Source organism: Paraburkholderia tagetis, assembly GCF_022213065.1.
Classification (GTDB): domain Bacteria; phylum Pseudomonadota; class Gammaproteobacteria; order Burkholderiales; family Burkholderiaceae; genus Paraburkholderia; species Paraburkholderia tagetis.
The window spans coordinates 80,705-102,678 of sequence record NZ_JAKLJA010000003.1; the positions used below are offsets into that span (position 1 = coordinate 80,705).

The window sequence follows — 21,974 nt, forward strand, 5'->3', positions numbered from 1 at the left end:
CCTAATTTGAAGATGACGGGATCTTATGCTGTTGGCCGCCGGGCGCGAATCGCGGCGCATTTCGAGACATCATCGCGGAATCTGGGCGTTACTTCCCCGTAGCCATTTCGGAGCATTCCTATATACGGGAATAGCCCGGACGACGAGACTCGTGCCCAGGATATTAACTAACTACAAAGCGATTCGGCGAAAGTGTCTCGCGTGTGAGGGTGATGAGGGTGGTGAGGGCGCCGCCTTCATCAGCTTGTGGCAATCGGATTGCCTTCGTCATGCGGGTACCCCGGACGTTCTGAGAGCGATGCACGAAATGCAGGTTTTCCTTCAACCAGGCAGTCCTTTCTTCCTTGCGTGTATGGGTACGCAGTTTGGCTGGAATCTTATCGAATGATCCCCTCTGCTTCGGGCCGCCACCTGGCAGCACCTGGTCCGTCAAGCAGCCGCGCGCGTTATGGCGCGGGAACACGAACATCCGAAGGAAATGCCATGAACTTGCCTATTCAAACCGAGGCGGGAACATCTTCCACCAACAGCAGCGTTCTGGCTCGCCTGCTGGACATGCTGGTCATCGCTGCGGGAGCGCAGATCACGATGTCCGGTGAAGGTGTGCCCGGGCAGGCCGGATATGACAGCGCGCTCGTCGCATTCACGCTACTGGCCGTGTTGCTTGTGTTTCCCCTCTTTGGACTGTACCGCACCGCTCGAACGCACCTGTTCTGGCGCTGTGTTTGCGTGCCTGCGATCGTCTGGCTGCTGACGCTCGCGGGCACCACGCTGGTCGCTTGTGTAATGCATCGGCCATACCATCCCGCACTCGCGTGGTTCTCCGAGTGGGCGCTTGTCTCCGGTCTTGGGCTCATAGCATGCCGGTTGCTGGATTCCGCACTCAGCTTGCGACGGGCAGATCAGGCTGCGAGCTATCGAAGCGTGGCGATCGTCGGCAGCGGCATGCACTGCCGTCAGTTGCTGCACAAGGTGGATACAACGACGGATTCGGTTTATCACGTCGCCACGATATTCGACTCCGGCCCGGAACTTGGCGAGGCGCCTGGCAGCGTGCCCGCGTTTCGCGACCGCGAGGGTTTTGCGGCCTATGTGCGCCGCTACGGTATCGACGAGCTTTGGCTTGCGCTGCCGCTTTCCGAGGAAAGAACCATCCTCGAATTCACTGGGCTCTTCCGCAACGATCTGGTCAACATTCGCTTTATCCCCGACGTCAGCGGCCTCGCGCTTTTCGAAGGTGAAATGGTGAATCTTGGCGGCACGCCGGCGATCAATCTCGTGGGCTCGCCGATCTCGGCGGATGCGCTCGCGCAGAAGGACGTTTTCGACCGCATGTTCGCTTGCCTCGTATTGCTCGTGATATCGCCGCTCCTGCTCGCCATTGCAATCGCCGTGAAGCTCACCTCGCGCGGCCCGGTGCTTTTCAAGCAGAGGCGCAAGGGAGCCAATGGCAAGGTCTTCAATATTTACAAGTTTCGCAGCATGCGGCCGCACGCGCAGACCCACGGCGTAGTCGAGCAGGCGACGCGTGGCGACCCGCGCATCACGCGCGTGGGCGCGTTCCTGCGCCGCACGAGTCTCGACGAACTGCCGCAGTTCTTCAACGTGCTGCGCGGCGAGATGTCTGTCGTCGGTCCGAGGCCCCACGCCATCGAGCACGACACGCTCTACCAGGACATCGTGGACAACTATATCCATCGCTATCGCATCAAGCCTGGTATCACGGGCTGGGCGCAAGTAAACGGATTTCGCGGCGAAACCGATCGCATCGAAAAGATGCAGGGCCGCGTCGAACACGATCTTTATTACCTCAGCAACTGGTCCTTCGGGCTCGATATGAAGATCGTTCTTGCGACGATTTTCAAGGGACTGGTTCATCGCAATGCTTATTGATTGGCTGGAACGCTGAAGTGCTGAAACGATTGAAAAACCCGTTGGCTCCCGCGCACCGCGGCACGTGCCGCGCAAGCGCTCTTCATATCTCCCGTGTGGGCGTCGCTGTCGCGATGTGTTCCGTTCTGGCCGCGTGCGGGGTGGCACCGGGCATGCGCATGTCGACCAGCGCCACACCGGCGTCGGCCTCGATGCGGACTGACGCTTCATCCATTGCCGAAGCGGGTGACGCAAAGGCGATACAAGTTGCCGACGCAACCGCCTCCACCCCGGAGGTGGCCATTACCGAGCTGGACGTGGCGCTCGTGCGACGTATCCAGGATGAGCGTCGCGAGAAGCAGCAGGCCCAGGTCAAGCTGCTTTCCGCGGCGCCGCAGCCCTATAGCGTTGGTGCCGGCGACGTGCTCCAGATCGTGGTGTGGGATCACCCGGAGATTGCGGCCGCCATGGGGTCGGGCCAGATGCAGGCATCCACGCGCCCGGGCGATCCGTCCTCGGGATTCGTGGTCGATCAGGCGGGCGACCTGACGTTTCCCTATGCGGGAACGATGCGCGTTGCCGGACTGCGTACCGAGGAAGTGCAGCGCCGCCTGACCGCCGCGCTCGCTCGCTACTTCATCAAACCGCAGGTGACCGTGCGCATGGCGTCCTACCGCGCTCATGAAGTGTACGTCGACGGCGAAGTGCGCAGTCCGGGTGTCGTGGCGGTGAATGATGTACCGATGTCGCTGTACGAAGCCGTCTCGCGCGCCGGCGGCTTTGCCGAAACGGCCGATCAGAGCGATATCGTGCTCGTGCGCGGTGGCACTTCGCACCGCATCAATCTGACGCAAATGTTGGCAAGCGGTGTAAGTCCGTCGAGGCTCTATCTCCAGCCCGGCGATCTGCTGCGCGTGATCGCGCGCGACGAGAACGACGTCTACGTGATGGGCGAGGTCAACAAGCCGATCTCGGCCATTCCGCGCCGCACGGGCCGTATCACGCTGGCGGACGCCATTGCGCAGGCGGGCAGCGTCAATTCGTCAACGGCCGATGCCGCGCAGATGTTCGTGATTCGCGGCTCGCTGAGCGGTACGCCTCAGGTGTTCCACCTCGACGGACGTTCGCCCGTGGCCATGCTGGTCGCCAAGGAATTCGACCTGCAGCCCAAGGACGTCGTGTACGTGGATGGCAATGGCCTCGTCCGCTTCAACCGCGTGCTGACGCTGCTGATTCCGGCCATCAACGCGGGCTTGACCGCAGGGTTGGTGGCGAAATGATCGATCACGTTCTGGTGGTTTGCGAAGGCAACATCTGCCGCAGTCCACTGGCCTGCGCCATGCTCGCGCAGGCGCTGCCCGATATCGGATTTAGCTCGGCGGGTACGCATGCATTGGTGGGCGAGGGTGCGGATCCGCTCGTTCTCGAAATGGCGCGTGAGCGCGGCGTGCAGCTCGAAGAGCACGTCGCCACGGCGCTCACCGACGAGCAGGTGCGTGCCGCCGACCTCATTCTGACGATGACGAAGGTGCAGCGCGAACAGATCGAGCACGCGTGGCCGTATGCGCGCGGCAAAGTCTACCGGCTCAACGAGAACGATGGCGTCGATGTCGTCGACCCGTATCGGCGCCATCGCATGGCATTCGAACTGGCATTCGCGCAAATCGAGCACGGCGTCGCGCATTGGAGCGACGTATTGGCTGGACTGGCTCACTGAATTATGACCCTTCTTAAGCAAACCCATTCTGCCGAGCAGGCGGACGACGACGAAATCGACCTTTCCGAAGTCTTCAATGTCCTTCGCGAAGGTTGGCAGCAGATCGCAATCATCGCGGTCTGCGTGCTGCTTCTGGGCACCACATACGCATTTCTCGCAGCGCCGGTTTATCGCGCGGACGCCATCATCCAGGTGGACGACGACTCGGGCACCGGGTCGATCAACGACAAGCTCGGCGACCTCGCGTCGCTGTTCCAGAACAAGGCAACGGCGGACGCGGAAATCGAATTGATCCGCTCGCGCATGGTAGTGGGCGAAACGGTGAGCGGCCTTCATCTCGACGTGCGCGCGAAGCCGCATTACTTTCCGCTGATCGGCGCGGTGATTGCCCGGCGTGCGTCGGGGGCGGACGACGCAGGCCCGGTGAAGCCCGTTCTCGGTTTGGCGAGCTACGCGTGGGGCGGCGAGCGCATCAGCGTGTCGCAGTTTGAAGTCCCCACAGTGCTGCACGAGAAGACGTTCAAGCTACACGCGCTCGACGCCGAACGTTACGAACTCACCGATCCGGATGGCAGCGTGGTGCTGCGCGCGCGCGTGGGAGAAGCTGCGAGCGGTGCGGTTGCAGAGGGGCCCGTGCGGCTGACCGTGGCATCGCTCGTGGCAAGACCCGGCACGCGCTTCGACCTCAAGCGCCATTCGACCCAGCAGACGGTTGAGGAGCTGCAAAAGAAGCTCGATATTGCGGAAAAAACGAAGCAATCAGGCATTATCGGCGTCAAGCTCGATGGCGAGGACGCACAGCGCATCACTGCAACGATCAACATGATCGCGAGCCTGTACGTGCAGCGCAACGTCGATCGCAAATCGGCACAGGCGCAGCAGATGCTCACGTTCCTTGGCGACCAGTTGCCAAAGTTGCGTGCCGACCTCGATCAGTCGGAGGCGCGCTACAACGCATTTCGCGCGAAGACGGGCGCCATCGACCTCGACGCTCAGGGCAAGCTCCTGTTGCAAGCCGTCGTGGATACGAAGTCCCGTCTGACTGAACTGCAGCAACAACGCGCCGAGCTGGTCCAGCGCTATACGACTTCGCACCCTGCGGTGGCCGCTATCGACGCGCGCATCGCCGAACTGGATCACCAGCAAGTTCAATACGAGAGCCAGGTGAGCGGCCTGCCGCAAACGCAGCAAGAAGCGCTGCGTCTCATGCGCGATGTGAAGGTGAACACCGACCTCTACATGAAGCTGCTCGACAGCACGCAGCAATTGCGGGTGCTGAAGGCGGGGCAACTCGGTAACGTGCGCACGGTGGACTTTGCCATCGTGCCCGAAAAGCCGGTGCGTCCCAAGAAGCTCATTGTGATTCCGCTCGCAGCCGCGTTGGGGCTGCTGCTTGGCTGCGTTATTGCGTTGGGACGCCGCATGCTCAATCGCGGCCTGGAAAGCCCGGCCGAAATCGAGCATGCCGTGGAAGTGCCCGTCTACGCGATCATCTCGCATAGCGACAAGCAACTCACGCTCGAGCAGTCGGTGCGCCGCAATCCGTCCAAGCCGGGCGTGCTGGCGGCCGCCTTTCCCGACGACGTCGCGGTTGAAGGACTTCGCAGCCTGCGCACGGCGCTCCAGTTTGGCGTGCTCAAGCCCGAGAACAACATCGTCATGATTACCGGGCCGCGGCCCGGCGTGGGCAAGTCGTTCGTCTCCGTGAATCTGGCGACGGTGCTCGCTTCGACGGGCAAGCGCATCTTGCTGATCGACGCCGATATGCGGCGCGGCGACGTGCATTCTTACTTCTCGATCAACAGCAAGCCGGGTTTTGCAGAGGTGCTGACGGGGCGTGAACCCGCCGAGGTCATTCACCGCCAGGTGCTGCCTAACCTCGACGTCCTGATGGCCGGAACGACGCCTGATCGTCCCTCGGAACTCCTGCTGCGCGAACGCTTTACTACGGTACTTAAATCGCTTGCCGCGACCTACGACATGGTGATCGTGGACTCGCCGCCCGTGCTCGCGGTGACCGATCCCGTGCTGATCGGCAAGGCGGCCGGCGCGACGCTCATGGTTGTGCGCCACGGCCGGCATTCCGCCGCCGAGCTCAGGGAGACGACGCGTCACCTGGCTAGCGCAGGTGTTGCGGTGGACGGCGTGCTGCTGACCGATGTGCCGCAGCGTGGTGCGGCTTACGGCGCGTATTCGGATTATCGGAAGAAGGGCGATTAACGCAGGGAGCCCGCTCTTTCGAGAAGCGGCTTACGCGAGGTTACGACAATGAAACAAAAAGTACTGCTTACGTTTGGGACGCGCCCGGAAGCCATAAAAATGGCGCCACTCGTGCAACGCCTGCAGCGCGATTCGGACGTCGATTGCAAGGTATGCGTGACCGGCCAGCATCGCGAAATGCTGGATCAGGTGCTTGCGCTTTTCGACATCGAACCGGACTTCGACCTGAATGTCATGAAGCGCGGTCAGGACCTCTATGGTGTGACGACGTCGATTCTTTCCGGCATGAGCGGAGTGTTAGCGCAGGCCAGGCCGGACATGGTGCTCGTGCACGGCGACACGACCACGACAATGGCGGCGACACTTGCGGCGTTCTACAGGCGCATTCCGGTCGGGCACGTAGAGGCAGGTCTGCGTACCGGCAACTTGCTTTCGCCGTGGCCTGAAGAAGCGAACCGCAAGTTGACCGGCGCGCTTGCGACGGTCCATTTCGCACCTACGGCACGGGCCCGCCAGAATCTTCTGGCAGAGGGCGTGAGCGACGCTTCGATCGTCGTGACCGGCAACACGGTGATCGACGCACTACTGCATGTGCGTGGGCGTCTCGCCAACAATGCAGATTTGCGCGCTGAGGCCCAGCGGGTCTTGCCCGCGTTACAACAAGCGGGCCGACGGTTGGTATTGGTCACGGGGCACCGTCGCGAGAGCTTTGGTGATGGCTTCGAGCGTATCTGTACCGCACTTGCGAAGTTGGCTCACGCGTATCCCGACGTCGACATTGTCTATCCCGTGCATCTGAATCCGAGTGTGCGTGAGCCCGTGAATCGCCTGCTCACGGCCATCTCCAACGTCCACTTGATCGAACCGCTCGACTATCTGCCGTTCGTGAGCTTGATGGACCGCTCATATCTGATCCTGACCGACTCGGGCGGCATCCAGGAAGAGGCCCCTTCGCTGGGTAAGCCGGTGCTCGTGATGCGCGACACGACCGAACGTCAGGAGGCGATCGACGCAGGCGTCGTAGAGCTTGTCGGCACCGAAGTACGGGCGATTGTCGACGGTGTTTCGCAACTGCTTGATGACCGCGCGGCGTATGCGGCGATGAGCCGAGGCGACAACCCATACGGGGATGGACAGGCGTGTGACCGCATTGCGGATGCATTGAAGGTCCGTTGGAACGCTGCGCCTCGCGCGGCATGAACGCAACGATTAATCAACACACCAACATCATGAACTTCGAAACGATTTCGGTTGTAGGGCTGGGTTATATCGGGTTGCCGACGGCAGCGGCATTCGCTGCTCGGCGCAAGAAGGTAATCGGCGTCGACGTGAATCAACATGCAGTCGACACCATCAATCGCGGCGCAATTCACATTGTCGAGCCTGAGCTCGACATGCTGGTGCATGCCGCCGTGACGCAGGGATACTTGCGCGCGACCACGACGCCGGAGCCGGCGGACGCATTCCTCATTGCGGTTCCCACACCGTTCTCGGATGGGCATAAGCCTGATCTTTCCTATATCGAGGCTGCGAGCCGCACGGTGGCGCCCGTGCTGAAGAAGGGCGACCTCGTCGTGCTCGAGTCGACCTCGCCGGTGGGGGCGACTGCAAAGATGGCCGAGTGGATGGCCGAAATGCGCCCGGACCTGACGTTTCCCCAACAGATGGGTGACGCGTCGGACGTGCGCGTGGCGCATTGCCCCGAGCGCGTGCTGCCGGGCCACGTGATTCGCGAACTGGTTGAGAACGACCGGGTGATCGGCGGAATGACAGACCGTTGCAGCGAAGCGGCGCGCGAGTTGTATCAAGTGTTCGTGCGCGGCGAGTGCATCGTTACCGATGCGCGTACGGCGGAGATGTGCAAGCTCACCGAGAACTCGTTTCGCGATGTAAATATTGCCTTTGCGAACGAGCTTTCGCTGATCTGCGACCGGCTGGACATCAACGTGTGGGAACTCATCAAGCTGGCGAATCGCCACCCGCGCGTGAACATTCTGCAACCGGGACCGGGCGTTGGCGGTCATTGCATTGCAGTCGATCCGTGGTTCATCGTGGATTCGGCGCCGGAGCAGGCGCGCCTTATTCGCACCGCCCGAGACGTGAACGACGACAAGCCGCACTGGGTGATCGAGCGAGTGGAGAATGCGGCGAAGCGTTTCCGCGAGCCGGTTATTGCGTGTCTTGGCCTCGCGTTCAAGGCGAATATCGATGACCTGCGCGAGAGCCCTGCGGTGGAGATCGCGAAGGAGCTCGGCCAGCGTTTTCCGGGGCAGGTGGTGGCTGTTGAGCCGAATATCCGTGAACTGCCGGTGGGACTGGACGGTACGCTGCACCTTTGCGATCTGCGCACGGCGCTGGCCGAAGCCGATGTGATCGTGATTCTGGTCGATCACTCGCAGTTCAAGCAGGTCGATCCGATTCGCTTGCAGGCGAAGGTGGTGATTGATACGCGCGGGGTGTTGGCAACGGCGCGAGCATAAATCACGCCGACTGGATCACCGTAAATGGCTGGTGTTGGGATTTGACCAATGCGCGGTGAAATTGGAGGGGCGATGCATCGCTATCAAAAAAATTGCCACTTGAGAATAAATGGCTAAGTTTCTAAAAAAACGAAACAGTGAAAGTGCGTCTGCTGGAGTGGGGCGCAATTTCATTGCCATGATGACGCTTCAACTTGGCGCGTATGCGATGTCGTTCGCGACTTTTCCATACTTGGCTCGAGTGCTTGGACCACATCAATTTGGCGTATTTGGCTATTCGATGGCCATAGCCGCTTATGGCACAACATTTACGGAATGGGGGTTCAATCTCAGTGGCCCACGTGCAGTTGTCGAATGTCGAAACGATCCCGCGCGATTGAATGAATTGATCTGGTCGATTGTCGCCGGCAAAGCGGTCCTTTGTTTGATTTCGCTGGGGATTCTCTGCGTGGTCGTTCTGTTTAATCACCAGTTCGCTGCCGTTTTTTTGGTGATCCTTTGTTCGTGGATTGCCGTGGTCGCAAACGTTTTTACGATGTATTGGTTGATGCAAGGACTAGAACGTTTCAGGCTCCTCGCCACTGTAGTACTTTTGGCGCGCGTCTTGATGTTGCCGTTAACATTTATTTTCGTCCGAGATTCAAATGATGTTCTCGCCGCCGCACTGATTCAAGCCGCTGGCCCATTTGTTGCAGCTTTATTCTCAGTTTTGGTGGCGTACCGGACAGGTGTACTCAAACGGCCTAGCGTTTCGGTCATGTCGACATGGCACCGTCTCGTGCAAGGAGCGGACATGTTCGTTGCTGCGGCGTCGGTTAGTTTGTTCAGTTCAGCGAATACGATGATTCTTGGGGCAACTGCAGGGGCATATCAGGTTGGGATTTACGCAGCGGCGGATAAAATCAGGAATGTTGGCAACATCATTCCGGCGCAGATTAATCAGGTCTTCTTTCCTCGCATTACTGCGCTTTTCAAGGAAAATCGCGAAGAGTCAGCAAAATTGACTGTAAAGGGGCTATGTGCTGTTCAGCTCATAACAACAGGTATTGCTGCCTTTTTCTGTATTTCGGCCAGTGGCGTGTCTGCTCTCGTTTTGGGGGAAGCCTACTCGGGGTCGGTCACGGTTTTAAAGCTGCTCAGCCTTTGTGCGATTGCAGGGAATTTTTCTTATTTTGTGGGTCTGCAGGTTTTGGTTCCATTTGGCAAGGCAAAAACACGGTCGATGATTATGTTATTTGGCGGGTTGATTAATGTTGTTGTGGCCTTTCTTGTCGCCCCCCATTTTGGCGCTCAAGGTGCGGCGATTTCACTACTGGCTGCAGAGATAGTCATCATCGTCCTATACGCCATTTTGATAATTCGCGGGCGTGAGCTTCGGGAGTACATGCTTTATGGTTTTTATAAATTCAAATGACGCGTTTTGCGTTTTGATAGCTGTTTTGACGATGGAAAATATGTAATTTACGATTCCAACGTCGGATGTCAATGATAATTTCCAGTTTTTTAACATGATTGCCAAAAGCTATCAAATTCGTGCAATGCGTAAAGACAGGCGAGTCAGCTTGCCACGTACTGGTTTTTGGCTTTTGGTATTTTCCTATCTGGCATTTTGCGTGTCAGATATGATGTTGTCTATTCAAGATGACAACTCTCAGATGGTCAAGATTGTGGCTTTTATGGCACTAGGGCTGGCTGTGATGTTGCGTCCAAAATTCCACAAGCGAATATTACTTGTGGGATTGCTATTGTTCGTGTTTTTGATCGCAATCGGGCGCTCCTTCAACGTCGCAGCAGGTGTCGACGAGCTTCAAAGATTTGTCTTTCCGATTGCAATTACGTTGGCCATCTATGCTTACAAGGATAGAATTAATTCACTTGCGTCGATATTTTTGATTGTTGTTATATCGAATGATATATTTCAGTGCTATTTCTATCTGGCATATGTAACGAAACTCCCACTTATTGTCCCAGTTCGGATTGACTCCGGGCTGTATCTGCGAGCTCAAGGCTGGATAGGTTTTTTTTCGGAATTTGGGTTTATGAATTTTTGCGCGCTTGTTATATGCGCGATTAAAGGCGGTGATGCGGCAGGAAAATTAAGAAAGACGTTCTTTCTAATTTTTGCTCTGTTAAGTTTTTCTTTTAAGCTTTTTGTGATTATTTTGTTTTATCCGATTGTATTCAGAAAAACTGGCTGGAAAGCATCTGTTGCTCCACTGATGATTGCTGTGATTGTTTTGGCTGTTTTTATTTCTGGGTATCTAGATGATATTGTTGGCTTGGCATCATCAAAAGTAGCATTCTATATTACCGCCGGGAATTCAGCGCGCGCCGAGTCATATCGGGTTATGTGGGAGTCGTTGAGTGGCGGAAATTTTCTGGGTGAAGGTTTGGGTGCATTCGGTGGGCCGGCATCTGTAAAGTTCAATTCTCCGCTGTATTCTAAATATCATTTCGATTGGTATGGGATGGGCGGAATTTTGAAAACAACTGATACGTTTTATCCACATTTGTTTGTTGAGCTTGGTTTATTGGGTGGCGCAATTTGGCTTTATCTGGTGATCATGTACGGTCAACGAGATGTCATGAGCCGCGCCTGGATTTTCGTTACCTGTGCTTTCTTGTTTGATAATTTGTTTTCGTTGGCAATATTGTCGCCATCGTATGTTTTTTCGGCATTTCTGGTTTTGTATGTGATTAGCCAATCTAGGCCCACGGAGAAGGATGGGTGCTCGCTTGACGGACGGTATCGTGATAAAGATATTGGTTGTTACAAATATGTATCCTGGGAGAAATCGAAAAAATTTCACACAGGGAATATTCATAGAGGAGCAAGTCGAATCAATCAGGAGGATAAAAAACTGCCAAGTTGACGTTTTCGTTATTGAAGGGTTTGGTGGGAAGTTGGCCTATTTGTCAAGTATTTTCCGTGTCTTGCGCAGAGTGCTGGCAAAAAAATACGATGTCGTGCATTACCATTTTGGAATTTCAGCATGCTCAGCTCCGTTGGTGAGACTTCTAACGGGAGCTTCTATCGTTATTACTTTCCACGGCTCCGACATCATGGGCGGGCGGTTAATGAGAGAGATTTCGCTGTTTTTCGCGAAATTTTCTGACGCGTGCGTGGCAGTTAGTGATGAGATCAAGGAGCAAGTGTTACGAGTATCTGGGCATTGCTGGGTCGTGCCTTGCGCAGTAAATGAGAATCTTTTTTCAGAGTCAGATGCTGTTCCACGTAACGAGCGGCAACAGAAAATTATCGTATTCCCATCGTCGATTTTTCGGCCAGAGAAAAATTACCCGCTTTTCGAGCAGACGCTTGAAATTTTACGCCGTGACTATCGGATGGACGTCATCGAGAAGCATATCGACGGACTTGGGCGCTCTGAGGTCAGGCAACTACTCGAGAATGCTGACTGTTTGTTGATGACATCTCACCGTGAGGGGTCGCCGCAATCGATTAAGGAATCAATGGCGATGAATTTGCCAATCGTTTCGGTCGATGTCGGAGATGTTCGTTATTTGCTTGGCGACTGTGAAGGTACCGCAGTTGTTAGCGACCGAGTTCCGGCGACCTTGGCCAGTGAGGTCGCACGTTTTATTTCTGCTGGAAGGCATTCGCACGGAAGAGCGCGCCTAAAGGATTTGCAGTATTTTTCCTCGGATGTTGCAAAAAAAATATTCGGAATTTATGAGGTGCTGATCAAAAGGAAAGGCGGAATGGGTGAGGGAGTTACCTCGGATACTGGGTCATAGGTGAAACGATGGAAAGAATCAGCTTGTTTTCCTGTCCAATGGACGTTGCTACGATGGACGAGACGGTAGACTGGATTGCTGATAGAGCGAGCAAACGGCAATTCACACAACATGTCGTAGTCAATGTGGCGAAATTGGTGAATATGCGAAGCGACGCCAAGCTTGCGGAATCGGTTCGTGGTTGCGATTTGATAAATATCGACGGTATGGGTGTGGTATGGGCCGCTCGTCTCCTGGGGCACCCAGTTAAGGAACGTGTCGCCGGAGCAGATCTATTTGAGCGTCTCGTTGGCGTGTCGGCGGACATGGGTTTCCCGGTTTTCTTTCTTGGGGGCACTGAAACGGTTGTTGAACGAACAGCAGCGGTACTGACCGGGCGTTATCCGGGGCTGAAGGTAGCGGGCTTTCATCACGGTTACTTTTGGGAAGACGAGCAAAAAATGGTCGAAGAAATTCGAGCGTCCGGCGCGCGCCTTCTATTTGTTGCAATAACTTCACCAAAGAAAGAAATATTCATTGAGCGCTGGGGAGATCGGCTTGGTGTAGATTTTGTGATGGGTGTTGGCGGTACATTCGATATTGTCGCCGGAGCAGTCCGCCGGGCACCGGAATGGATGCAGAGTGCTGGATTGGAGTGGTTGTTCCGGGTAATTCAGGAGCCGCGCAGGATGTGGCGCCGATATCTGGTTACGAATAGCAAATTCGCCGTAATGCTTGTTAAAGCCCGGATTGCAGCGGCACTCAGATGAACTGCGTGATACGGCAATGAACAAGAACTTATTACGGGTTAGCGTACTCGCGGCTATACAGGTGTTGAGTTTGAGTCTTTCAAACTGTACAACAGCCGACGGCGGCACGTATGAGCAGTTGTACAACAGCGCATGGGGGCGAGGTATTGACCCCAGGCTCGTTATTCAGGCGCCACGTAGCGCAGTCTCCGTCGTGAGTAGCCCGGTGTTTCATGGGCATGCTTTGCGGGTATCTATCGATCGATCTGATGACTTTCACAATGTCGCAAACGGAACGCCTCGTGGGGAGATCGCATTTGCGCGAATTTTTCGATTCGAACCGAACACGTTATATGAAATCGGTTGGTCGACGTCGATACCGTCTGGCTACAAATTCGACTCTTTGCAGCCGGAACTATTTACCCAGGTGCTGCAGGGTCCGGAGGGCGGGCTTGGGCCCCCGCCATTCTCTATCCGGCTTGTAGATGGACGCTATCAAGTCGAAATTCGAAGTGCCGCTAAAGCCGCACCACATGTATTCGTGTTCGGTGATCCGGCGGCAGATGAGGGAAATGTTGTCCACTGGAAATTGCGCTATCGGCCAGACCACGCTGGAACCAACGCTGTAAGCGATTTGTTCATGAATGGCGTAAATGTCGTTCGCTGCCATGGATGTGGGAATGCCTATGCCAACGATAGGGGCGCGTATTTGAAGATGGGGATCTACAAATGGTGGTGGCAATCGAGGCCATCGGATGTTAGCGTGCGAACGCTCTATTTCGGAAATGTGCTCGTCAAACGCTTCTTGTCGAAATAGTGTGACTCTCAAGTACCGGCCCCGAGTGCCCCGGTCAGTTCGCCTTCTGCCCGATCTCTCGCGCCGGTATGCCGACGACAGTTGTGTGCGGCGCCACGTTTGTAAGAACCACCGAATTTGCGCCAATTACGGCGCCTCGACCGATTCGGATTGGGCCAAGGACGCACGCTCCTGCACCGATTACGACGCCGTCCTCTATGACCGGCGCACCCGGTTGTCCTTTGCCCTTGCCGCCAATTACGACGTTTGGAGAGATTATGATGTTGGAGCCGAGTCGGGCGTTTTTGTGGACGACAATGCCGAGGCCCTGATAGCCAAACGTTACATTCTTTCCCACTTGCACCGAAGGGGGGAGGGATACGGAGAAGAGCACCCGATTTATTATTTTTAGAATCCAGGGTAAAGTTGGAATCCGCAGGCGAAACAACAGGTTTGCCAGCCGATAAATATAAATCATCACGACACCAATTAACGTGGAGGACAGTGGTTAACATGTCACATGGTGTCGTGACGATTCAATAGTACTCTTCCTAATTTTCCAGCCTGCTGCAAGTCAATGGTCAAGGTAGGCGAGAACCGAGCGACCTTCCTTCACATCCCCGGCACCATCTCCGGCGGATGCTGCTTGAGCTGCTTCCTGGCCTCCCTGAACTCAGGAAAGATAGACTCCACAGTCTGCCAGAACCGCGGACTATGATTCATCTCTCTGAGGTGCGCGAGTTCATGCGCGACAACGTAATCAACAACCGAAAGCGGAAAATGAATCAACCGCCAGTTGAGTCGGATCCTGCCTTCGCTCGAGCAGCTCCCCCAGCGCGTCATTGCCGAAGAAAGCGCATAGGACCGAAAGGAAACGCCCAGCTTCGCCGCATAAACCGCAAGCCGTTCGCCAAAGACGCGCGTCGCCTCGCCCTGTAGCCACCCGGTCACCCGATCCTTGATCTGCTGCGTATCCGCATGAAGCGGTAGTGGCAACGCCAGCACACGCGTCGCTTCGTCGAACGCCAGTAAGGAAGCCCCAAGCCTCACGCGCAACGGCTTGCCGAGATAAGGCAGCTCGGCGCCGTCGCTCCACTCCACGCGCGGCAGCGCACGTTGCTCCACGCGCGTTTGCCACTCGACCAGCTTCGCGAAGATCCAGCGCTGCTTTTCGGCGATCGCCGTTTCAATGTCGGCAATCGTCACCCACCGGGGCGCGGTGATCGTGAGCCCGGTTCCGTCGATAGCAAACCCAATCGACTTGCGCGACGAGCGCTTGAGCCGATACTGCAGCGTGCGCGCCCCCATTTCGAGCGTGCGCAGCCGCGTGCCATCGGGCGCAAGCGGCGCCTTGGACGGCTTGAAAGGCGATTGCGTGGCAGGTGTGACAGGCGGTGCAGAAAAGGGCGATGCCGTGGAGGGGGCGGGGGGAGCAACAACTGGCGCCGGCTCGGCAAAGAGCGGCAAATCGAGTTGCCCGTTATCGAGCGCCGCGGAGGGACGCGGCGTAGGTGACTTCTGCATCGTCAGGCTGGGTGCGGGATTGCGTGCGTGGCGCGTGTGGCCGGCTTACAACGCGAGCGCTGGAGCGTCAAATCCGCGCGGCGTCTGCCGATGCGCCATCCGTTTCGCGATACGCGCCAGGATCGATACGTCGCATTTCGGCTTCGATCCAGTTTTCCACGCGCGTATTCACCTGGTCGGGCGTGAGCCCGGTTGTCTCGATCGGCTTGCCGATCGACACCGTGACTATACCCGCATATTTGATGAACGAGTTGCGGGGCCAGACACGTCCCGCGTTGTGCGCGATCGGCACGACGGGGGCGCCCGTGGAGATCGCAAAGCGCGCGCCGCCGGTTTTGTACTTGCCTTGCTTGCCCACCGGCGTGCGCGTGCCTTCCGGGAACATGATGACCCAGGCGCCTTCTGCCATGCGCGCTTTACCCTGGCGCGTCACGGAGGCGAACGCATACTTGCCTTCCTTGCGGTCGATGTGAACCATCTTCAGCATGCCCAGCGCCCAGCCGAAGAACGGCACGTAGAGCAGTTCGCGCTTGAACACGAAGCACAGCGGACGCGGCATCAGCGCGGGAAGCGCCACCGTTTCCCAGGCCGATTGATGCTTCGAGAGCAGCACGGCGGGTCCGTTGGGCAGGTTCTCCATGCCTTCGATGCGGTAGCGGATGCCGTTGAGCCAGCGCGCGACGAACACTGTCGAGCGGCACCAGCCCACGGCCATCCAGTAGCGCCGCTCGGCGTTCAGGAACGGGAACGCGATGAAGCACGCCGTCGCGTAGGGGATCGTGTAGACGATCAGGTAGATGAACAGCAGCAGGGAGCGGATGAAGCGCATCGGTAGGACCGTTCGGTGGGGCAGGGGGCGCGTCAGGCCTGCTCGTTCGCGAGGAAATCGAGCACGAACGCGCGCAGGTCGGTGTGCACTTTCGTGCCTTCGGGCAGGCCACCCGCCGCGAGTGTCTTCTCGCCTTTGCCCGTGCGCACGAGGTGCGTGGGAAAGCCGAGCACCGCGCCCGCCTGGAGGTCGCGCAGCGAATCGCCCACGACGGGCGTATCCGCGGGATCGATCTCGAAGCGGTCGGCAATCATCTTGAGCATGCCGGGCTTGGGCTTGCGGCAGTCGCAATGATCCTGCGCGGTGTGCGGGCAGAAGAACACCGCATCGATGCGTCCGCCCACGGCGGCGGCCTGGCGTTGCATCTTCGCGTGCATCTCGTTGAGCGCCGTCGTATCGAACAGCCCTCGGCCGATGCCGGACTGGTTCGTCGCGACGGCGACGCGATAGCCCGCCTGGTTCAGGCGAGCGATCGCTTCGAGGCTGCCCGGAATCGCGATCCATTCGTCCACCGACTTGATGAACGCGTCGGAGTCGGCGTTGATCACGCCGTCGCGGTCGAGGATCACGAGTTTTCGGCTGGGGATGGTCGGCATGGCGTCGTTCAGTAGAGTGTCGCGACAGCCATCACGCGGCGAGGCGCGAGATGTCGGCCACGCTGTTCATCTGGCGATGCAGCGCCTTGAGCAGCGCGAGGCGGTTCGCTCGCAGCGCCGGGTCTTCCGCGTTGACCATCACGTCATTGAAGAACGTGTCGACGGTTTCGCGCAGTGCCGCGAGCGCCGTGAGCGCGCCGGTGTACTCGCGCGCGGCCAGTTGCGTCTGCACGCGCGGCGCGACCTGTTCGAGCTGCGCGAACAGCGCTTTTTCGGCGCCTTCCACGAAGAGCGCGCTCTGCACGTCTGCATGCTCGATGCCATCGGACTTCTTGAGGATGTTCGAGATGCGCTTGTTGGCCGCCGCGAGCGAAGCCGCTTCCTCGAGCGCCGCGAATTCGCGCACGGCGTCCAGACGCGCGACGATATCGTCGAGGCGCGTGGGGTTCATCGCGAGCACCGCGTCGATTTCCTGCGCCGCGTAGCCGCGTTCGCGCAGCATGCCGCGCAGGCGGTCCATGCAGAATTCGTAGATCGCTTGCGTCGATTCGGTCACGGCATCGCTTATGCCAGGATTCGCGGCGAATTGCGCGTAAGTCGTGCGCAGCAGTTCGACCAGATCGAGCGGCAGTTGCTTCTCGACCAGGATGCGCAGCACGCCCAGTGCGTGGCGGCGCAGCGCGAACGGGTCCTTCTCGCCGGTCGGCGCGAGGCCGATGCCCCAGATGCCCACGAGCGTTTCGAGCTTGTCCGCGAGCGCGACGATCGTGCCCGTGGCCGTGCCCGGCAGCGTGTCGCCGGAGAAGCGCGGCTGGTAGTGCTCGGTGCACGCGATGGCCACTTCCTCGGGCTCACCGTCGTGGCGCGCGTAATAGGTGCCCATCGTGCCTTGCAGCTCGGGGAACTCGCCCACCATGTCGGTCAGCAGGTCGGCCTTGGCGAGGCGCGCGCCGCGCTTTGCAAGCGCAACGTCGGCGCCGCCCAGTTGCGCGATGGCGCCCGCGAGCGCTTCGAGGCGCTCCACGCGCGCGAGCTGCGAGCCGAGCTTGTTGTGATAGACCACGTTGGCGAGCAGCGGCACGCGCGCGGCCAGCGGCTTCTTCTTGTCCTGCTCGAAGAAGAACTTGGCGTCCGCGAGGCGCGGGCGCACGACGCGCTCGTTGCCTTCCACGATCTCGCCGGGCGTTTCGGTCTCGATGTTCGAGACGATCAGAAAACGCGAGCGCAGGCGGCCTGCGGCGTCGGTGAGCGCGAAGTACTTCTGGTTCGTCTGCATCGTGAGGATCAGGCATTCCTGCGGCACTTGCAGGAATTCGTCCTCGAACTTGCACGCGTACACGACCGGCCATTCGACGAGCGAGTTCACTTCGTCGAGCAGCGCTTCGGGCATGACGACCTGGTCGTCGCCGGCTTGCTCGATGAGCTGTTCGCGGATCGCTTCGCGGCGGTCCGCATAGCTTGCGATCACGTGGCCCTTGTGCTGCAGCGTGTGCGCGTAGTCGTCGGCTTGCGTGATGGCGACGTTGCCGTGCGAGAGGAAACGGTGGCCGCGTGTGGTGTCGCCGGCGTCGATGCCGAATGCCGTGACCGGCACGACACGCTCGCCGTGCAGGACCGTGAGGCGGTGCACGGGGCGCACGAACTGCACGTTGCTGCCGTCGGGGCGCTGGTACGTCATGACCTTCGGGATCGGCAGCTTGCCGAGCGCTTCGTCGAGCACGGCTTGCAGGCCGTCGGCGAGCGTCGCGCCCGGCGCCGAGTAGCGCAGGAAGAACGCTTCGTTCTTGCCGTCGCTCGCGCGTTCGAGGTCGCTAACCGGGAAGTCGGGGAAGCCGAGTGCCGCGAGCTTCTTCGCGAGCGGTGCGGTGGGCTGGCCGTTGGCGTCGAGCGCGACCGAAACGGGCAGCACTTTTTCGCGCACCTGCTTTTCGGGCGCGACGTTGCGCACGTTCTTGATCGTCACGGCGAGACGGCGCGGCGTGGCGTAGCGTTCGAACGAGAGATCGCCTTCGATCAGGTCGCGCGCGGCGAGACGCTGTGCGATGCCTTCGGCGAACGCGTCGCCGAGGCGCGCGAGGGCTTTCGGCGGCAGTTCCTCGGTCAGCAGTTCGACGAGGAGAGTGGCGTGATGAGCTTGAGTCATTGTTCTGAAGATCCGGTCATGCCTCGTCGAACTTGCGTTCGACCTTCAGCGGCGGCGCCCAGGCGGGCATCGCGGCGTCCTGTTCGTCGGTGGTCAGGCCGGGCACGCCGTGCACCGGATTGCCGAGCATCGGGAAGCCGAGCTTCTCGCGCGACTCGTAGTACGACTGCGCGACGCTGCGCGAAAGGGCGCGAATGCGGCCGATGTACGCCGCGCGCTCCGTCACGGAGATCGCGCCGCGCGCGTCGAGCAGGTTGAACGTGTGGCCGGCCTTGAGCACGAGCTCGTAGGCGGGCAGCGCGAGCTGCAGATCGATCATGCGCTTCGCTTCGCTCTCGTACGCGTTGAAGAACGTGAACAGCAGGTCGACGTTCGCGTGCTCGAAGTTGTACGTGGACTGCTCGACTTCGTTCTGGTGATAGACGTCGCCGTAAGTGAGGCGGCGCAGCTCGGGGCCGTTCGGGCCTTCCTCTTCCCATTCGGTCCAGATGAGGTCGTAGACGTTCTCGACCTTTTGCAGATACATCGCGAGGCGCTCGAGGCCGTAGGTGATTTCGCCGAGCACCGGCTTGCAGTCGATCCCGCCCACTTGCTGGAAGTACGTGAACTGCGTGACTTCCATGCCGTTCAACCACACTTCCCAGCCGAGGCCCCAGGCGCCGAGCGTGGGGTTCTCCCAGTCGTCCTCGACGAAGCGCACGTCGTTTTGCTTCAGGTCGAAGCCGAGTGCTTCGAGCGAGCCGAGGTACAGGTCGAGGATGTTTTCCGGCGCGGGCTTGAGCACCACCTGGTACTGGTAGTAGTGCTGCAGGCGGTTCGGGTTTTCGCCGTAGCGGCCGTCCTTCGGGCGGCGCGAGGGCTGCACGTAGGCCGCGCGCCACGGCTCGGGGCCGATCGCGCGCAGGAAGGTATGGACGTGCGAGGTGCCGGCGCCGACTTCCATGTCGATCGGCTGGAGCAGCGCGCAGCCCTGCTTGTCCCAGTAAGACTGGAGCGTCAGGATGATTTGCTGAAACGTGAGCATGTGTGCCTGCAGTGTCTTTTAGGGCGAACGGCGTGGGCTGCGGCGGCAAGGGCGGCCACGCGCGGCCAGGTATGGCATTGTGCGCATGGTGGCGTTCCTTGCGTGCCGCGGTCCCGGCCCCCGGTCAGGAGGGGCGGCCCGGTGCTAAAACGTTGAATTTTACCGGATTGGCGCGGCGTTGAGACCGGTGCGGGGTTCCGAGGGGATTTCGGTGTTGACGACGTGTCGCAGCGGCATCGCCTGGCGGTGCTGTGATGAAGACGCAGCAGCCGCGCCCGGCGCTGCCGCTTCGCGCGTCATCGACCCTTCTTGCGCCCCGGCCGGCCCGGCCCGAACGCGAAGCCGAACGCCAGCAACAGCAGCGACACGGCGATCACCGTGTTGTTGCCGCTCGTCACGTAGGGCGTGAAGCCCTGTGTGCCTTCCACGCGCACGTCGAGCGAGCCAACGGTGAAGGCGGGCAGGCGCGCGATGACGTTGCCGTGCGCGTCGATGGCGGCGGTCGCACCCGTGTTGGTTGCGCGCAGCATCGGCCGGCCCGTTTCGAGCGAGCGCATGCGCGCGATTTGCAGATGCTGGTCGAGCGCGATCGTGTCGCCGAACCAGGCAAGGTTCGTCGAATTGATGAGGATGCCCGGCGAGGTTGGGTTCTCGCGCACGGTGCGCGCGATCTCTTCGCCGAAAATGTCCTCGTAGCAGATATCGACGGCCACCGGCTGGTTATGCACGAGGAACGGCGGCTGCACGGGTGCGCCGCGCGCGAAGTCGCCGAGCGGGATGCTCATGAGATTCACGAACCAGCGGAAGCCCCACGGCACGAATTCGCCGAAGGGCACGAGGTGGTGTTTGTCGTAGCGGTACAGGCCGTTCTGGCCGGGCGTGATGCCGAACAGGCTGTTGGTGTAGTCGACCACGCGCCGGTCCGGCGTGATCGTGCCGCCCACGGCGCCGAACAGGATCGCGGTGCCGGTGCCGTCGGCGAACGCGCGGATATCGCGGCCGAACTTCTCGGGTATTTCCTGCATCAGTACGGGAATCGCGGTCTCGGGCGTGACGACGAGGTCGGCGGGCTTTTCGGTGATGAGCTTCTGGAATTCGGCGAGCGAGTCCACGAAGCCGGATTCGGAGAACTTCATCTCCTGCTTCACGTTGCCTTGCAGGAGGCGCACGTTCAGCGGCGCGTTTTCGGGGTGCGTCCAGTTGACGAGCGGCAGCAGCAAGCCCGCGGCGATCGCGGCCACGGCGGCTACCGCGGCCACAGCGGGCGTGGCCATGCCGCCGCGCGGCGCGCGGCCGGCCGATGACACCGGCGACACGGGCGGTGTGGACGCATCCGGGCGCGCCTTGCGCATGTGCACGAGCGCCTGCACGATCAGCGCCGCAACGAGTGCGAGCATCCAGCCTACGCCATAGACGCCGACGATCGGCGCAAATCCGGCGAGCGGCCCGTCCACCTGCGCGTAGCCGCTGGACAGCCACGGAAAGCCCGTGAAGACGTAGCCGCGCGCCCATTCGCCGAGGGCCCACGCGCTCGCGAATGCGAAAACGCCATGCCATGTCGGCGAAAACGGCAGGCGGTCAGCCTTTGATCGATCAAGACCGTTGCTCGCATGTCCCGCGCAGAACGACCAGACGAGCGCGGCGAGCGCCGGATAGAGGCCGAGGTAAAGCGAAAAGAGCACGAGCGCCGTGCCCGCGAGCACGGCGGGCATGCCGCCATAGACGTGCATGCTCACGTAGAGCCACCAGACGCCGCTCACGAAGTTGCCGAAGCCGAACGCCCAGCCGGTGAAGAGTGCGCTCTTCCAGCCTGTGGTGCGCGTGAGCCAGAAGTAAAAGCCCGCGAAGATCGCGATTTCGAGCCAGCCGCCGTGCGGCGTGGGCGCGAACGAGAGCGTGTTGAGCGCGCCCAGTGCGGCGGCAGCCAGGTAGTGCCAGACGGGCAGGGCGCGACGCGCCACGGCGCTGCTTGCCGTAGTCGCGGTAGTCGCAGTCGTCACGGTAGTTGCGCTGTCTGCGGCGCGCGCGCCATCGCGCGTGCGGGAATCGATCGGTTCGGCCATGGATGTGCTTGGGCGCTGCAGTCCGACTGCAGGGGCGCTCGGGGCGCGGGTTGTAAAACGTTCGCTGCGCACGCCGTGCGCGCAGCGAGCGCAACGATAGCATTTTCGCGCGTCGGTATTGTGTGGCGTCGGGGCAAGCGCTTGGGGCCCGATCCCGCGTCGCTCAGGTTGCCTCAGGTTTCCTCAGGTTGCCTATGGCACTTATGCCACCAAGCAAAACGCCGGC

Annotated in this window: 18 protein-coding genes; 11 read left to right on the forward strand and 7 right to left on the reverse strand. The window is 59.6% G+C overall.

The window, feature by feature from the left end; translation table 11 throughout:
• The first annotated feature begins 483 nt into the window (after positions 1-483).
• From L5014_RS05505 to L5014_RS05555, 11 genes are all read left to right on the forward strand, one after another.
• Positions 484-1,893, forward strand: coding sequence for an undecaprenyl-phosphate glucose phosphotransferase (locus tag L5014_RS05505; RefSeq protein ID WP_238462578.1), 1,410 nt, complete (start codon positions 484-486; stop codon positions 1,891-1,893).
• A 158-nt stretch (positions 1,894-2,051) separates the two neighbouring features.
• The gene (locus L5014_RS05510; protein ID WP_238462579.1) at positions 2,052-3,152 is read left to right on the forward strand and encodes a polysaccharide biosynthesis/export family protein; all 1,101 of its coding nucleotides are present in this window, start codon (positions 2,052-2,054) and stop codon (positions 3,150-3,152) included.
• A complete protein-coding gene (locus L5014_RS05515; RefSeq protein WP_238462580.1) occupies positions 3,149-3,589 on the forward strand; it encodes a low molecular weight protein-tyrosine-phosphatase in 441 nt (146 codons plus the stop codon). The genes L5014_RS05510 and L5014_RS05515 overlap by 4 nt, the downstream gene beginning before the upstream one ends.
• Before the next feature lie 3 nt (positions 3,590-3,592).
• Entirely contained in the window at positions 3,593-5,809 is a 2,217-nt protein-coding gene (locus L5014_RS05520) for a polysaccharide biosynthesis tyrosine autokinase (protein WP_238462581.1), read from the forward strand.
• Between the two features lie 48 nt (positions 5,810-5,857).
• Positions 5,858-7,009 carry a non-hydrolyzing UDP-N-acetylglucosamine 2-epimerase gene (gene wecB, locus L5014_RS05525; protein ID WP_238462582.1) on the forward strand — a complete coding sequence of 384 codons (1,152 nt, stop codon included), beginning with the start codon at positions 5,858-5,860 and terminating at the stop codon, positions 7,007-7,009.
• Between the two features lie 29 nt (positions 7,010-7,038).
• Positions 7,039-8,289, forward strand: coding sequence for a UDP-N-acetyl-D-mannosamine dehydrogenase (wecC, locus tag L5014_RS05530; protein WP_238462861.1), 1,251 nt, complete (start codon positions 7,039-7,041; stop codon positions 8,287-8,289).
• 109 nt (positions 8,290-8,398) lie between these two features.
• On the forward strand, positions 8,399-9,703 hold the full coding sequence (locus L5014_RS05535) for a flippase (protein WP_238462583.1): 1,305 nt from the start codon (positions 8,399-8,401) through the stop codon (positions 9,701-9,703).
• A gap of 94 nt (positions 9,704-9,797) precedes the next feature.
• Positions 9,798-11,162, forward strand: a complete 1,365-nt coding sequence (locus tag L5014_RS05540; protein WP_238462584.1) for a hypothetical protein — start codon at positions 9,798-9,800, stop codon at positions 11,160-11,162.
• Positions 11,068-12,045 (forward strand): glycosyltransferase family 4 protein, encoded by a 978-nt coding sequence (locus tag L5014_RS05545; RefSeq protein ID WP_238462862.1) that lies wholly within the window; start codon positions 11,068-11,070, stop codon positions 12,043-12,045. Before L5014_RS05540 ends, L5014_RS05545 begins: the two co-directional genes overlap by 95 nt.
• A gap of 8 nt (positions 12,046-12,053) precedes the next feature.
• A complete protein-coding gene (locus L5014_RS05550) occupies positions 12,054-12,794 on the forward strand; it encodes a WecB/TagA/CpsF family glycosyltransferase (RefSeq protein ID WP_238462585.1) in 741 nt (246 codons plus the stop codon).
• A 16-nt stretch (positions 12,795-12,810) separates the two neighbouring features.
• Entirely contained in the window at positions 12,811-13,590 is a 780-nt protein-coding gene (locus L5014_RS05555; RefSeq protein WP_238462586.1) for a heparin lyase I family protein, read from the forward strand.
• A gap of 34 nt (positions 13,591-13,624) precedes the next feature.
• Here the strand turns inward: L5014_RS05555 and L5014_RS05560 are convergent, their stop codons facing one another.
• The 7 genes from L5014_RS05560 to lnt form a co-directional block, all read right to left on the reverse strand.
• A complete protein-coding gene (locus L5014_RS05560) occupies positions 13,625-14,047 on the reverse strand; it encodes a serine O-acetyltransferase (protein ID WP_238462587.1) in 423 nt (140 codons plus the stop codon).
• 134 nt (positions 14,048-14,181) lie between these two features.
• On the reverse strand, positions 14,182-15,093 hold the full coding sequence (locus L5014_RS05565) for a M48 family metallopeptidase (RefSeq protein ID WP_238462588.1): 912 nt from the start codon (positions 15,091-15,093) through the stop codon (positions 14,182-14,184).
• A gap of 67 nt (positions 15,094-15,160) precedes the next feature.
• Entirely contained in the window at positions 15,161-15,922 is a 762-nt protein-coding gene (locus L5014_RS05570) for a lysophospholipid acyltransferase family protein (RefSeq protein ID WP_238462589.1), read from the reverse strand.
• Between the two features lie 32 nt (positions 15,923-15,954).
• Positions 15,955-16,518 carry a D-glycero-beta-D-manno-heptose 1,7-bisphosphate 7-phosphatase gene (gene gmhB / locus L5014_RS05575; RefSeq protein ID WP_238462590.1) on the reverse strand — a complete coding sequence of 188 codons (564 nt, stop codon included), beginning with the start codon at positions 16,516-16,518 and terminating at the stop codon, positions 15,955-15,957.
• A 31-nt stretch (positions 16,519-16,549) separates the two neighbouring features.
• Complete coding sequence (glyS, locus tag L5014_RS05580) at positions 16,550-18,661, reverse strand: glycine--tRNA ligase subunit beta (protein ID WP_238462591.1); 2,112 nt, start codon at positions 18,659-18,661, stop codon at positions 16,550-16,552.
• A gap of 16 nt (positions 18,662-18,677) precedes the next feature.
• The gene (gene glyQ, locus L5014_RS05585) at positions 18,678-19,685 is read right to left on the reverse strand and encodes a glycine--tRNA ligase subunit alpha (RefSeq protein WP_238462592.1); all 1,008 of its coding nucleotides are present in this window, start codon (positions 19,683-19,685) and stop codon (positions 18,678-18,680) included.
• Between the two features lie 296 nt (positions 19,686-19,981).
• Positions 19,982-21,748 carry an apolipoprotein N-acyltransferase gene (gene lnt, locus L5014_RS05590; RefSeq protein WP_238462593.1) on the reverse strand — a complete coding sequence of 589 codons (1,767 nt, stop codon included), beginning with the start codon at positions 21,746-21,748 and terminating at the stop codon, positions 19,982-19,984.
• Positions 21,749-21,974 lie beyond the last annotated feature (226 nt).